Origin of the sequence: uncultured Oscillibacter sp. (genome assembly GCF_950073225.1) — a bacterium.
In the GTDB taxonomy this organism is placed as follows: Bacteria; Bacillota; Clostridia; order Oscillospirales; family Oscillospiraceae; genus Oscillibacter.
The window spans coordinates 12,855-26,570 of the sequence record NZ_CATMPS010000016.1 but is presented as its reverse complement, the minus strand read 5'-3'; the positions used below and the strand labels follow the sequence as shown (position 1 = coordinate 26,570).

Genomic DNA, 13,716 nt, shown 5'->3' with positions numbered 1-13,716 from the left:
ACCGTCCGAAAGGAACGCCATGAAAAAAACGTTTTCCGCCCTGCTGCTGGCCGTCTGCCTGCTGCTGGCCCTCCCCGCCCAGGCCGCCCAGGCGGCGGGCTTTGCCCGCGGCCGGACCTACGCCGGGGAGTTCTCCGACCTGACGCCGGATTCCCCCTTCTACGACAACGTAACGGCCCTCTATGAGTACGGCCTTTCCAACGGGAAGGACGGCGGCACCTTCGGCCCGGGGGACCCGGTGACCCTGGGACAGGCCGTCATCTTCGCCGGGCGGGTCCGGGGCCTCTACCGGGCCGGGGACGCCGAGGCCGCCCTGGCCTACCGCCGGGAGAGCACCCCGGGGGCCCTGGCCTACCTGCGCTACCTCCAGGCGGAGGGCGCGCTGGAGGCGGACTTCGTGGGCGGTTACATGGAGCTCTACGAGCCCGCCACCCGGGCCCAGGTGGCCCACGTCCTGGCCCGCGTCCTGCCGGAGGAGGCCCTGCCCCCTGTCCACGGGGAACTGGTCACCGTGGCCTACTCCTCCCGGCGCTTCATCTCCGACGTCAGCGAGTACACCCCCTACTATCAGGACATCCTGGACCTCTACCGCAAGGGCGTCTCCACGGGCAGCGACGCGTCGGGCTCCTTCCTCCCCGGCGAGCCCATCACCCGGGGGGCCCTGGCCGCCATGCTCACCCGTATGCTGGACCCCGCCCTGCGGGTCCGGCCTCAGTGGGATCTCAGCCACCTCTACAGCGCCGCCGGCGCCACCTTGCCGGACCTGGTGGAGCCGGGGGAGTTCGTGCCCTCCCCCTCCACGCAGGAGGAGCTGGAAAGCGCCCTGCGCTACATGCTGGCCCAGGGCAGCGACCAGCTGGTGTTCCACCTGCCCGGCCTCTCCGAGGAGAAGTCCCGCCAGCTCATGGACCAGTCCCTGGCCGTGATGAAGGACCACTGCGAGCAGGGCTATAACCAGGTCCACTGCACCTGGAGCCGGGAGCTGGTGACCTTAAGCTTTTCCGCCGCCGGGGCGGGGCGGCGCACCCAGGAGTACCGGGCCGCCAGCATAGAGGCCGCCGCCGCCGTCCACGATCGGCTCTGGGAGGAGGGGGCCCTCCGCCTGGACATGACGGAGAAGGAAAAGGCCTTGGTTTACTACGACTGGATCTGCGACAACTGCGCCTACGACTACCACGCCAAGGACGACTCCCTCAGCCACATCCCCTACAGCCTCTTCGCCAAAAAGACCGCCGTCTGCGACGGCTACACCGGGGCCTACAACCTGCTTCTAAAGCTGGAGGGCATCCAATGCTCCACCATCATCCAGGGGGACCACATCTGGTCCGTGGCCATCCTGGACGGCACGGAGTACCACATCGACACCACCTGGGGGGACAGCGGCAGCGAAACCATCTACGACTACTTTGCCATGACCCCGCAGCAGTCCATGGAGATCCACGCGGAAAAAAGCATCCTGTAAGCGCCGGCGGCGCGGGGACTTGTCCCCGCGCCGCTTTGCCGTCTTTTGGAGGCTCACCGCCGGATGTCCAGGGCCCGGCACACCTGGGCCAGGGTCAGGCGGTACACGCCGTAGATCAGGGCGGACACCGCCGCCACCACCGCCAGGTTGGCCAGGAGGCCCGCCGCCTCGCTGGGCGTAATGCCCGCGGGACTGCCGTTGAAGTACATAATCATGACATAAAAGGCGTAAATCAACCCCGTGCCCGCCAGGGCGGGCACCAGGAACACCCGCTTCACCTGCCCCCGGACGGAGCGGCGGAGATAGGCGTTGGAGGCCCCCAAATGCCTGAGGTCGTCGTAGACCTTCCGGTTTGTCAGGGCGATGGTCATGCACCGGGTATAGGCAATCACAAACACGGCGGCAAAGCACACCACAGCCACAAAGACAAAGAGGATGAGGAACACCGCCGAGGTCTTTACAAAGTCCATCCTGTCCAAAATCCGGAACGCAGGCATGTACTGCCAGTCCATCCGGAAGGCGGAGCTGTCCCGCTGAGCGTAGTCGATGACGGTAAAGCCGTATTCCGCGCAGTTCTCCCGGTCCAGGAAGTAAGCGCCCTCCTCCGCCAGGTACTGGTCCCGGACCACCGGGTCCCAGCCGTCAAACTGGGCCACCTCGATGGTGGAGTGGTCCACAATCTCGTTGAACAGGGCTTTGGCGAAGTCATAGGTCTCCTCGCAGTTTTCCACGTTGAAGCAGACCTGGGTCTCCCGCCACTCCTCCGTCAGGCCCGCCCCCAGGGCGGCAAAGTCGGCGTCGTTCATCACATAGCGCCCGAAGAGGCTGTCATAGCGCAGGGGCTCCAGGGACGTGACGGGGAGCTGTTCCCCGGTCAGATAGTTGGTCACGAGGCTCTTGTCCGGGGCAAAGCCCAGCTTGCTCCCCTCCGTGTCGACGACGCCGCGAATCTCGCCGCCGGCCAGGTCCACATGCTCCCCTGTCAAAGCCTCGTAGCCGGAGGCGGAAAGAAACAGCTCGGTGCTCATGACCTCTTTGTACTCCGCGCGCCAGGTGGTGCCCATGGGGCCCTCCTCCTCAATGTGGTCCTCGCCGTCCACCGCCAGGCGGAGCATGGGGACGGCGGCGAAGTCCGTGACGGTCACGCCGTACTCCTCCGCCAGGGCCCGGACCTCCTCCTCCAGGGGGATGTCCTGGTCCGCCCGGAAGTTGTAGACGTAATCCACCGGACGCTGGTCATAGGAAATCATGGACCCGGTGCTCAGCATGGGGGTGTAGAAGCTGCCGAAGTACGCGCCGGCAATCAGCAGGGTCATCACCAGCATGTTCCGCACCGTCTGGCGGCCCTGAAAGCGCATCTGGCTGGTGGCGATCAGGTCCTTGTAGAGCTTCTTTTTCCCGTTCCAGCCGTTGACCACCGTGTGCAGGAGAATCATATAGAGGCCAATCAAAGCGGGGACGTAAAAGACCGCGGTCAGCCCCTCGGGGGGATACCAGTGGAGAATGCTTATGAAGAAGACGGAGGACATATAGCCCAGAAAGCCCCCCAGGGCCAGCAGGCCGATGCCAACGGGCCCGTACCACCGGGGGACATCCCGGATGGGCTCGGACTTGTGGGACTCCTGGACGATGTCGATGATGTTGGTCCGCTTCACGGACCGGCTCCCCAGGAAGAACATCATGGCGATGACAAAGGCGGAGAAGGCCAGGGACAATACATAGGCGTTCGGGTCAAACACCAGCCGCATCTCCTCCGTATCCACCACGCAGAGACGGAATACCTGCCACAGCACCCAGGCCAGCGGCCCGCCCAGAAGAGCCCCGGCGGCGCAGGAGCCCAGGGAGATCACTCCCAGCTCCCGGTACAGCTCCCCCCGCACCTGGGCCCGGGTGGCCCCCAGGGCCAGGAACACGCCGGTCTCCCGGGACTTCTGCCGGAAGAAGAGACCGGAGGCGTAGGTGGTGAACACGGCGCAGCCGATGACCGCCAGGGTGAAGATCATCATGACCTGCTTGCGGCTGTCGCCCCCCTCGGGGAGGACGTTCAGGATGGTGGGGGCCCGCATCATGCAGACGTAGGCCGTAATCAGCAGCACGGAGAAAAAGCAGCAGCCCGAGAGGAGCGCGTATTGCTTCTTGTTCCTCCGGCGCATCAGGGCATAAACTTCGGAAAAATGGCGCATGGTTATTCCCTCCCCATTTCCCGGACCGCGTCCAGAAGCTGGTCCTGGAACGTCTCCCGCTCCGTGGCCCTCTTCTCCAGCACCTTCCAGACCACGCCGTCCCGGAGAATCACCACCCGGTCGCAGAAAGAGGCGGCGTAGGAGTCGTGGGTCACCATGAAAATCGTGGCCTCCAGGGCCTGCTTGGCCTGCTCAAAGGAGCGGATGACGGCCCGGGTGGACTTGGAGTCCAGGTTGCCCGTGGGCTCGTCGGCCAGAATCAGCAGCGGGTGGTTGATGAGGGCCCGGGCCACGGCGGTGCGCTGCTTCTCGCCGCCGGAGATCTCCGCCGGGTATTTGTCCCGGATGCCCGCGATGCCAAAGACCTCGCAGAGCTGATCCGCCCGCTGCTCCGTCATGCCGGAGACGACGCCGCCGATGATGGCGGGAAGCAAAATGTTCTGCCGCACCGTCAGGCCGTCCAGCAGGAGGAAGTCCTGAAAAACGAAGCCCAGCTGCTTGTTGCGGACCTCCGCCAGGGCGTCCTCCCCCAGGCGGGCCAGCTCGGTTTTCCCCAGGCGGATACTGCCGGAGTCGGCGGGGATGTAGCAGGAGATACAGTTCAAGAGGGTGGTCTTGCCGGAGCCGGAGGGGCCCATAACGGCCACGAACTCACCCTTTCCCACTTGAAGGGAGACTCCCTTCAGCACCTCGTAGGAGGTCTTTCCCACTTGATAGGATTTGCACAGATTTTCTACAGTCAGCATCATAGTCATCCTTTCTTACAGCATGAATTGAATTGCCGCAATGACGGCGAGATGGGCGGGATAGAAGGCGTAGAAGAACCACTTGGGGATTTTCAGCCCGGAGCGGGTGGGGAGGAAGATCAGCGGCGCGGCCAGCAGGGCAAACACAGCCCAGTCCACGGCGAAGCCGCCCAGCTTCAAGGCCAGCGGGTCCTCCAGATAGCCGCCCCAGAGGCAGGGCAGGTAGGTCAGCACATAGAGGGCCGCGCCAATTTTGGGGTGGTTCCGGCAGAGGAAGAAAATCAGCATCAATTGAATCCCGATGCCGGAATAGTCGAAGTTCCACCAGCTCACCGCGAAGAAGGCCCCCAGGAACAGCCACCACTTCCGCTCCTTCAGCCCGTACATGGCCAGGAGGGACAAAAACAGGGTAAAGAAGATGTTCCAGTTGCTCCAATTCCGGTCCACCATCCAGTCATGGGGGTGGAAGGCCAGGACGTAGAAGGGCTGGGAGACCACGGCGAACACCGCCAGGCGGCCCAGATACCGCTTGATGTTTCGGGTGTACAGCAGTCCCACGGTCAGGCAGTAGCAGAAAATCGGAAACGCCAGCCGCCCAATCCAGCGGAAGGCCCCGACCTCCGGAAAGAAGGCGCCGCCCACATGGTCGATGAGCATGGAGACGATGGCCGCGAGCTTCAAAAGGTCCGTGTCCAGATTCGTTTGCAGCCGGGGCCCCTGCCGGGGGACCTCCGTGGGGGTGGTCAGGGCGGCGCGGATGGAATTCCAATTCATAGCAAGCACTCCCTTTATTCTGTGGCAGCGATTGATACGGAAGTCCGGCTGTAAATGCTTACGTCCGCTTCCATTGCCAGAATAGCGCAAAAAAACGGCCCCCGCAAACGGGGCCGCTCTCTTTGGCGGGTCTGTTGTAAAGTTTGGGGGCTCCGGCGCAAGCGGCGTCATCTTTGGCGCTTTTGCCGTCATAATTGGTTTGGCGAATGGCCGGGGATATGCTATAATAGCCCCAGCAAACCGCAAGGAGATGATACCATGCTGCGAATCGGCATCTGCGACGACAGCGCCGACGCCCGCGTCGCCCTCCGGGCCGCGTTGGAGCGGGCCCTGGAGCGGCGGCGGAGCGGGGCGGACACGTCCTTTTTTGAATTCTCCTCCGGGGAGGGCCTCCTCCGCTGGCTGGGCAGCCACGCCGGGGAGCTGGACCTGGTATTTTTGGACATTGAAATGGGGGAGCTGAACGGCATGGAGACCGCCCGCCGCCTCCGGGAGGCGGACGAGGGACTGCTGCTGGTCTTTGTCACCGGCTACACGGACTACGTGTTCGACGGCTATTCCGTGGGGGCCCTGGGCTACCTGATGAAGCCCCCCAAGCCGGACCAGCTGGACGGCGTGCTGGACCGGGCGGCGGAGGCCCGCCTCCGGGAGGGGGACCAGGCCTTCCTCTGCCGCAGCGGCGAGACGCTGTACCGGATTCCCAAGAAGAGCATTCTCTATTTCGCCTCCGACCGGCGGCAGGTCACCTGCGTCTCCGCCGTCCGGACCTATACCTTTTACGGCAAGCTGGACGACGTGGAGCGGGACGTGGGAGAGTCCTTCGTCCGGGTCCACCAGCGCTATCTGGTCCGCACCGCCGCCGTAGAGCGGATGGAGGGAAGCCAGGTCTTTGTGGGCGGCGAGGCGCTTCCCGTCAGCCGGGCCTGCCGCTCCGCCGCCCTGGCCGCCCTGGCCCGGACGGCCCTGGAGGGCTAGGCCATGGCTTCAACGTTTTTAATCAGCCTGGCGGAATACCTGCTGCTCTGCTTTCAAAATTGGTTCTGGCTGATCCTGGTGTTTACCAGCGGCTTCTTCCTCTTTCGGATCGTGTCCGCCTTTTTGGCGGTGAAGCCCCGGCGGGGCTGGCGAATCGCGCTGGTCCTGTTTCTGGGCAGCATCTCCGACATGGTGATTTGGCTGGGGGACACCAATCTGCTGTTCATCCTGCTGTTCTTTTTCCCCGTGCTCCTGCTGGCCTCCAAGGGGGACCGGGCCGGGCGGCTGACGCTGACGGTCATCTTTTTCTGCCTCATCATGTCCGTCAACGCCGTGCTGGATACCTATTATGGCCCCATTATGGCCAACTTCGGCCTGGACGATCTGTATTACTACAGCAGTAAATTCATCCGCCTCGCCGTCTGGGCCCTGCTGTACCTGGCGCCGCGGAAACACCTGCCAAAGCGCCCGCCCCAGCTCTCCCCCCGGTTTTGGAATCTGGTGCTGCTCCTGGCCGCCATGCCCTTCAGCTCGCTGCTGGCGGTGGTGCTGCTGCCCCTTCTCCAGTCGGATTATATCTACAGCAACGCTCTTCTCCACGGCCTGATTATGAATCTGGGGGTAGCGGTGCTCCCCTTTATCTTCCTCACCTCCCTGGCCCTGCTGTACGCCATATTGGTACTGGAAAACCACCAGCGGCTGGAGGAGGCAGACAAGCTGGCCTCCCTCCGGGAAAGCTACTACCAGGGCCTCCAGCGGGAGGAGCGGCAGGTCCGCACCCTCCGCCACGACCTGCGGAACCACCTGACGGCCCTCCGGGGCCTGGTGGACATGGGGGAGGACGGCAAGGCCCTGCAATACATCGACCAGCTTGCCGACTCCCCCGCCCTCCGGGGCGGGAAGCGGCTGTGCGAAAACGACGCGGCCAACGCCGTCCTCTCCGCCAAGGCGGAGGCCATGGGCCGCTCGGGCCTCACGGCGGACTTTTCCGTGTCCCTGCCCAAGGATCTGCCCCTGGCAGAGGTGGACCTGTGCGCCCTGCTGGGAAACGCCGCGGACAACGCCATGGAGGCGGCGGAGGAAGCGGAGGACAAGACCGTCACCCTCCGCTGCCGGGCGGAAAAGGGCCTTTTCATGCTCCGGGTGGAAAACGCCTACGCCGGGGAGCTGGCCCCGGACCTTGCCACCACCAAGGCGGACAGGACGTCCCACGGCTTCGGCCTGGCGGGGATGCGGGAAATCGCGGAGCGCCTGGGCGGGTCCCTGGAGACCCGGGCCGGAGGCGGGCGGTTCCAGCTGGTGGTGTGCCTGCCTCTGCTGCCGTGAAAAAACGCGCCTCCTCCCATCTGGGGAGAGGCGCGTTTCGCTCTATTTGCTATTTGATTTCCGTACCCTTCACCCGCAGGCGGTTCATGGCCCGGGCCAGGGTCGCCTGGGCCAGCTGGTACTCCTGGCGGCTCTTCTTCTGGAGCATGGCCTCCCGTGCCTCATCGGCCTCCCGGCGGGCCCGGGCGGCGTCGATCTCCTCGGGCCGTTCCACGGAGTCCACCAGCACCAGGACCTCGTTTTTCTCAATCTTCACCAAGCCGGAGGACACCGCCGCCAGCTGGACGGGCCCCTCCGGAGTCTGGTAGCGCAGGGTCCCCGGCAGGATGGCGGCAATCATGTCGCTGTGATGGGCCAGGATGCCCTGCTCCCCGTCGCTGGTGGGGACGGTCAGGCTGACGCAGGGCCCCTCGTAGAAGGAGCGGTCCGCCGCCAGGATGTGGGCCTGAAAGACTTCCATCACGCCTCACCCGCCTCGATCTTTTTCGCCTTTTCCACCACGTCCCGCCAGGTACCCACGTTGTAGAAAGCCGCCTCCGGGTACTGGTCCAGCTCGCCGTTTACCAGCTTTTCAAAGCTCTCCAGGGTGTCCTTCAAGGGGACGTAGACCCCGGGGATGCCGGTGAACTTCTCCGCCACTGTCGTGGGCTGGGCAAAGAAGCGCTGGAGCCGCCGGGCCCGGGCCACGGTCTTCTGGTCCTCCTCGCTGAGCTCGTCCATGCCCAGGATGGCGATGATGTCCTGAAGCTCCATGTACTTTTCCAAAATCTCCTGGCAGGTCCGGGCCACGCGGTAATGCCGCTCTCCCACCACGTCCGCCTCCAAAATCCGGGAGGAGGAGGCCAGGGGGTCCACCGCCGGGTAGATGCCCTGCTCGGAGATCTTCCGGCTCAGCACCGTCGTCGCGTCCAAATGGGCGAAGGTGGTGGCCGTGGCCGGGTCCGTCAGGTCGTCGGCGGGGACGTAGACCGCCTGGACGGAGGTGACGGAGCCGTTTTTGGTGGACGTGATCCGCTCCTGAAGCTCTCCCATCTCGTTGGCCAGCGTCGGCTGATAGCCCACGGCGGAGGGCATCCGGCCCAGGAGGGTCGATACCTCGCTGCCCGCCTGGACGAAGCGGAAAATGTTGTCGATGAAAAGCAGCACGTCCTTGCGCTCCTTGTCCCGGAAGTACTCCGCCATGGTGAGCCCCGCCAGGGCCACCCGCATCCGAACGCCGGGGGACTCGTTCATCTGCCCGAAGACCAGGGCGGTTTTCTCGCTGACGCCGCTCTCCCGCATCTCCCGCCAGAGGTCGTTGCCCTCCCGGGAGCGCTCTCCCACGCCGGTGAAGATGGAGTAGCCGCCGTGCTCCGTGGCCACGTTGTGAATCAATTCCTGAATGAGGACGGTCTTGCCCACGCCCGCGCCGCCGAAGAGGCCGATCTTGCCTCCCCGGGGATAGGGCTCCAAGAGGTCGATGACCTTGATGCCCGTCTCCAGAATCTCCACCGCCGGGCTCTGCTCGTCAAAGGCGGGGGGCTTGCGGTAGATGCTCTTTCTCGGCGTGCCCTCGGGCACGGGGCCGCCGCCGTCGATGGGCTGGCCCAGGACGTTGAACATCCGCCCCAGGGTGGCCGTGCCCACGGGCACCTCGATGGTCTTATCCGGCACGTCCACCGCCAGGCCCCGGGCCAGGCCCTCGCTGGGGGAGAGCATGACGCAGCGCACCGTGCGCTTCCCCACATGCTGGGCCACCTCCATCACCCGGAGGCCGCCGTCCTTCTCCACGGTCAGCTCCTCCCGCAGCCGGGGAAGCTCTCCGCTTTGGATATCCACGTCCACCACAGGGCCGGATATCTGTACAATAATGCCTCTTTCCAAATTCGGTTACCTCCCCTTCTTTTGGCGCTGGGCCCGGGCCCCGGCGGAGATCTCCGTAATCTCCTGGGTAATGGCCGCCTGGCGGACCCGGTTATACTGGAGGGACAGCTCCCCCAGGAGCTTTTCCGCGTTCCGGTCCGCGTTGTCCATGGCGCTCATCCGGGCGTTCTGCTCGCAGCAGAAGCTGTCGATCAAGGCGCTGTAGATAAAGCCGGTGACATAGCTCCGCATAACGCTGTTCAGCACGGTCCCCACATCGGGGTAGAACTCGAAGCGCTCCGTCATGGCCCCCTCCCCCGCCGGGGCTCCGGCGAAGTGGGTCCGGTGGAAGGGCAGGAGCCGGGTGGAGCGGGCTTGGGCGCTCATGGCGCTTTCCATGTCCGTGTAAATGAGGTAGATCTCCTTCAGCTCCCCCCGGTCAAAGCCGTCCAGCAGCAGCGCGCTGATCTCCCGGGCCCGGGCCATAGTGGGGTTTTGCGCGGTGTAGAGGAAGCTGTGCTCAATGGGGATTTTCCGCTGGTCGAAAAACCGCCGTCCGTATTCCCCCACCACAAAGAGCTTCGTGTCCGGGTGCCGCTCCAAAAGCTCCTGGGCCACCCGGATGGCATTTTGGTTATAGGCCCCCGCCAGGCCCTTGTCGGCGGTGATGAGGAGGCAGCCATAGGTCCCCTTCAGAGGCGCGTCGCTGCCCATCGGGTAGAAGAAGCGGCTGTCCACGTTGTAGGCCGTGCGGAAAATCCGCCGGATTTCCCCCCGGAGGGCCTCGAAGTAGGGCCGGGTCTGGTCCAGCTCCTGCCGGGCCCGGCGGAGCTTGGTGGAGGCGATCAAATACATGGCGTTGGTGATTTTCCGGGTCTCTCCCACGCTCTCGATGTGGGTCTTGAGCTCCTTGGTTCCCGCCATGTCAGCCGTCCTTCCTTCCGGCGAAGCTCTCCAAAGCCCGCCTCGCCAGGCCGGCTATCTCCTCCCGGTCCTCCGGGCTCAGCCGGCCGGTGCGGTCCACGCGGCTGCACAGATCCGGGGCCTCCGCCTCCACCTCCGAGAGCAGATGGGCCCGGAAGGCATCCATCCGCTCCAAGGGCACGTCCTGACACACGCGCGCCATGGCGGCCACCAGGATGATGACCTGCTGGTGCTGGGACAGCGGCGCGTACCGGGGCTGGCGCAAAAGGCGCATCAGGCCCTGGCCGTAGCGGAGCTGGCGCTTCGTGGCGTCGTCCAGGTCGCTGGAAAACTGGGTGAAGACCTCCATCTCCCGGTACTGGGCCAGATCCAGCCGGAGGGTTCCCACGGCCTTCTTCATGGCCTTGGTCTGGGCGTCGCCGCCCACCCGGGAGACGGAGAGGCCCACGTTGACGGCGGGCCGCTGGCCCGCGAAGAACAAATCGCTCTCCAGGAAGATCTGCCCATCGGTGATGGAAATGATGTTGGTGGGGATATAGGCGGACACGTCCCCCGCCTGAGTCTCCACAATGGGCAGGGCGGTCATGCTGCCGCCCCCCAGCTCGTCGGAGAGGTGGGCCGCCCGCTCCAAAAGGCGGGAGTGGAGGTAGAACACGTCGCCGGGGTAGGCCTCCCGCCCCGGGGAGCGCTCCAAAAGGAGGCTCAGTGTCCGGTAGGCGATGGCGTGCTTGCTCAAATCGTCGTAGACAATCAGCACATCCCGGCCCTGGCGCATAAAGTGCTCCCCCAGGGCACAGCCCGCGTAGGGCGCGATATATTGAAGGGCGGCGGAGGCGCTGGCCGGGGCGGTGACCACGGCGGTGTACTCCATGGCCCCCCGGCGGCTCAGGTTCTCCACAATCTGGGCCACGCTGCCGGTCTTCTGCCCAATGGCCACATAGACGCACACCACGTCCTTCCCCTTCTGGTTCAAGATGGCATCCAGGGCGATGGCCGTCTTTCCGGTCTGGCGGTCACCGATGATCAGCTCCCGCTGGCCCCGGCCGATGGGGAACATGGAGTCGATGGCCAAAAGGCCCGTCTCCATGGGGGTGTTCACCGGCTGGCGGTCCAGAATGCCGGGGGCCGGAGTCTCAATAGGCCGGTATGCCTCCGCAATGATTTTTCCCTTTCCGTCCACGGGAACGCCCAGGGCGTTCACCACCCGGCCCAGGAAGCCCTCGCCCACCGGCATGCCGGCGGTTTTCAGGGTCCGGCGGACCATACTTCCGGCGCAGACCTCCTCGCCGCTGCCGAAGAGGATGCAGCTCACGCCGTCCCGGCGCAGATCCTGGACCATGCCCTTCACGCCGGAGCTGAACAGCAAAATCTCGCCATACTGGGCGTGGTCCAAACCCTTGACGGAGGCGATTTCGCCGTCCACCGCCGTCACCTCGCCGATCTCCTCGGGGGCCACGGCCACGGTCCAGTCCTCCACCGCCTGGCGCATCAGGGGCAGGATGTCGTTGGACCCGCTTTCCAGTCCCCGGACGTAGTCCCGGAACTGCCGCACCCGGCCCTGCAAGGTCCAGTCGTACATGTCCGCCCCCACCTGGAGGCGGAAGCCCTGCTTCAGCGCCGGGTCCTCCTCCCATTGCAGGGGAATTTTCCGCTTGTACTTGTCCGCCAGAAATTTCTCAAAGCGCCGGAGCTGTTCCTCCGTGGGCTTGACGGCGCTGCGGAGCTCCGCCTTGAGGCTGCCTCTAGTGGTCCTCATGGGCTCCTCCTCCCTCCGCCAAATTCAGGAATTGGTCGAAGAGGTCCGTGTCGGCCTTCACCGTCAGCTTCTTCACCGCGGCCACCGTCAGCTCCCGCAGCTCCCGCTGGGACTCCCGGATGATCTGCTCCCGGCTGCTGGCGGCCTCCTCCTTGGCCTTGGCGACGATTTGCTTCGCCTGGGCCATCTGCTCCTCCACGGACTGCTGGACCGCCGCCTGGGCCTTGGCCCGGGCCTGGTGGATCTCCTCCTCCGCCCCGTCCAGCTTGGCCCGGTAGGCGGCTTTCAGCTCCTCCGCCTCCCGGAGCTTCCCGGCGGCCTGATCCTCCAAATCCCGGTAATAGGCTTCCCGCTTTTCCATGAACTGCTTCACCGGCTTGTAGAGCAGGAAGTACAGCCCGCCGGTGAGAATCGCCAGGTTCATCCAGTGCAGCAGAATCTGCTGCCAGTCAACATTCAGGGGAATATTCACAGCCTCCACCTGCCTTACAACACGAAGATGATGAGGATGACCACCAGCAGGGCGTAGATGATGGCCGTCTCGATAAAGACCAGGCCCAGCATCAGCATGGTCCGAATCTTGCTCTCGGCCTCCGGCTGGCGTCCGATGCTCTCCACCGCCTTGCCGGTGGCGATGCCCATGCCCAGGCCGCCGCCCAGGGCCGCCAGGCCGATGGCCACGGCGGAGGCCAGGCCCTTTCCGCCGGAGGCGTCCTCTCCCTGGACCTCCTCTTGGGCGTTGGGCGCCCCGGTTTCCTCCTCCGCCGCCAGGGCGGGCACGGCCAGGGCCGCCGCCAGCAGCAGCACCAGGCCCAGCATCCACAGCTTCTTTACAAACTTGCTCATCACAAAAATCCTCCCATTATGTTTGTTTTCAGGCCCCGCTCAGGCGGCCCGGCGCTTTTTCTTCTCCTTCGGCGGGGAGGGCTCGGACACCTCGCCGTAATACAGGGCCGTCAGCATGGTCAGCACATAAGTCTGAATCAGCGCGTGAAGCAGGGTGAACAGCACGCCCACAATCACCGGCAGCACAAAGCTCAGGCTCACGTAGTAGTACACCAGCTCCGTCACCAGCAGCCCGCTGAGCAGGGCGCCGAAGAGCCGGAAGCTCATGGAAATGGGCAGGGAGAACTCCTTCAGCGTCTTCCCCACGCCCTTTACCCCGTTCACCGCGATGCCGCCGGAGAGAATCGTCAAGTAGGAAAAGGTCCCCATGGCAATGGCGGCGTTCACGTCGGACAGGGGAGCGGGCAGGGTGATGGGGTGGCCGTGGACCGTGACGGCCTGGAGGCCCAGCAGCTCGAAAAGCGTCCCCACGAAGATGTAGGCCCCAGCGGCAAAGATATAGGCCCCCAGGAAGCCCCATCGGTGGGGGCTGCTGCCTTTCGCCATGCCGCTGAAAAGGCCCACCACCTCCTCCAGCAGCATTTGAAATTTCCCCGGCCTGTACTGGAACCTCGGAATCACGAAGACCCGGATACAGGCGGCGGCCAGGAGCAGCATCAGCGTCACCGTAAAGGCGGAGATCAGCCCCGGGTTCACCTCCTTCAGCCCGAAGAGGCTGATCCGGTTCACATCGTGGAGCACGGCATCCCGCATGGCCTCCTTCACGGTTTCCGTCCGGCCGGGAGACCCCGCCAGCAGCGCGCCCGCCAGCAGCGCCAGGACTGCGGCCAGCCACAGCGCCAGGCCCTTTTTATGTTCTTTCATCAAGCATCCCCTCTCTCC

13 protein-coding genes are annotated in these 13,716 nt (G+C 64.8%); 3 read left to right on the top strand and 10 right to left on the bottom strand.

Features of this window, described 5'->3' with window-relative positions; translation table 11 throughout:
- Positions 1-19: 19 nt before the first annotated feature.
- Entirely contained in the window at positions 20-1,462 is a 1,443-nt protein-coding gene (locus tag Q1M04_RS09315) for an S-layer homology domain-containing protein (RefSeq protein ID WP_297998521.1), read from the top strand.
- 53 nt (positions 1,463-1,515) lie between these two features.
- Here the strand turns inward: Q1M04_RS09315 and Q1M04_RS09310 are convergent, their stop codons facing one another.
- From Q1M04_RS09310 to Q1M04_RS09300, 3 genes are read right to left on the bottom strand one after another with little or no spacing between them, the layout of a single operon-like run.
- Positions 1,516-3,645: an FtsX-like permease family protein gene (locus Q1M04_RS09310; RefSeq protein ID WP_297998519.1), complete on the bottom strand. Its 2,130-nt coding sequence runs from the start codon at positions 3,643-3,645 to the stop codon at positions 1,516-1,518.
- Positions 3,646-3,647: 2 nt separating this feature from the next.
- Entirely contained in the window at positions 3,648-4,391 is a 744-nt protein-coding gene (locus Q1M04_RS09305; protein WP_297998565.1) for an ABC transporter ATP-binding protein, read from the bottom strand.
- A gap of 15 nt (positions 4,392-4,406) precedes the next feature.
- Positions 4,407-5,165 carry a TraX family protein gene (locus tag Q1M04_RS09300; protein WP_297301260.1) on the bottom strand — a complete coding sequence of 253 codons (759 nt, stop codon included), beginning with the start codon at positions 5,163-5,165 and terminating at the stop codon, positions 4,407-4,409.
- 258 nt (positions 5,166-5,423) lie between these two features.
- Between Q1M04_RS09300 and Q1M04_RS09295 the strand changes: the two genes are divergently transcribed.
- Positions 5,424-6,140 (top strand): LytTR family DNA-binding domain-containing protein, encoded by a 717-nt coding sequence (locus tag Q1M04_RS09295; protein ID WP_297998517.1) that lies wholly within the window; start codon positions 5,424-5,426, stop codon positions 6,138-6,140.
- A 3-nt stretch (positions 6,141-6,143) separates the two neighbouring features.
- On the top strand, positions 6,144-7,466 hold the full coding sequence (locus Q1M04_RS09290) for a sensor histidine kinase (RefSeq protein WP_295757278.1): 1,323 nt from the start codon (positions 6,144-6,146) through the stop codon (positions 7,464-7,466).
- A 49-nt stretch (positions 7,467-7,515) separates the two neighbouring features.
- Here Q1M04_RS09290 and atpC read toward each other — a convergent pair whose 3' ends face one another.
- From atpC to Q1M04_RS09255, 7 genes are all read right to left on the bottom strand, one after another.
- The gene (gene atpC / locus Q1M04_RS09285; RefSeq protein WP_295757309.1) at positions 7,516-7,926 is read right to left on the bottom strand and encodes an ATP synthase F1 subunit epsilon; all 411 of its coding nucleotides are present in this window, start codon (positions 7,924-7,926) and stop codon (positions 7,516-7,518) included.
- Positions 7,926-9,329 carry a F0F1 ATP synthase subunit beta gene (gene atpD, locus Q1M04_RS09280; protein WP_293281493.1) on the bottom strand — a complete coding sequence of 468 codons (1,404 nt, stop codon included), beginning with the start codon at positions 9,327-9,329 and terminating at the stop codon, positions 7,926-7,928. The genes atpC and atpD overlap by 1 nt, the downstream gene beginning before the upstream one ends.
- Positions 9,330-9,335: 6 nt before the next feature.
- Positions 9,336-10,232, bottom strand: a complete 897-nt coding sequence (atpG, locus tag Q1M04_RS09275) for an ATP synthase F1 subunit gamma (RefSeq protein ID WP_295757280.1) — start codon at positions 10,230-10,232, stop codon at positions 9,336-9,338.
- A gap of 1 nt (position 10,233) precedes the next feature.
- Complete coding sequence (atpA, locus tag Q1M04_RS09270) at positions 10,234-11,988, bottom strand: F0F1 ATP synthase subunit alpha (RefSeq protein ID WP_297998515.1); 1,755 nt, start codon at positions 11,986-11,988, stop codon at positions 10,234-10,236.
- Positions 11,975-12,460, bottom strand: a complete 486-nt coding sequence (locus Q1M04_RS09265) for an ATP synthase F0 subunit B (RefSeq protein WP_293280570.1) — start codon at positions 12,458-12,460, stop codon at positions 11,975-11,977. The genes atpA and Q1M04_RS09265 overlap by 14 nt, the downstream gene beginning before the upstream one ends.
- A gap of 14 nt (positions 12,461-12,474) precedes the next feature.
- The gene (gene atpE / locus Q1M04_RS16160; protein WP_366131887.1) at positions 12,475-12,681 is read right to left on the bottom strand and encodes an ATP synthase F0 subunit C; all 207 of its coding nucleotides are present in this window, start codon (positions 12,679-12,681) and stop codon (positions 12,475-12,477) included.
- Positions 12,682-12,873: 192 nt separating this feature from the next.
- The gene (locus Q1M04_RS09255) at positions 12,874-13,698 is read right to left on the bottom strand and encodes a F0F1 ATP synthase subunit A (RefSeq protein WP_293280566.1); all 825 of its coding nucleotides are present in this window, start codon (positions 13,696-13,698) and stop codon (positions 12,874-12,876) included.
- Positions 13,699-13,716 lie beyond the last annotated feature (18 nt).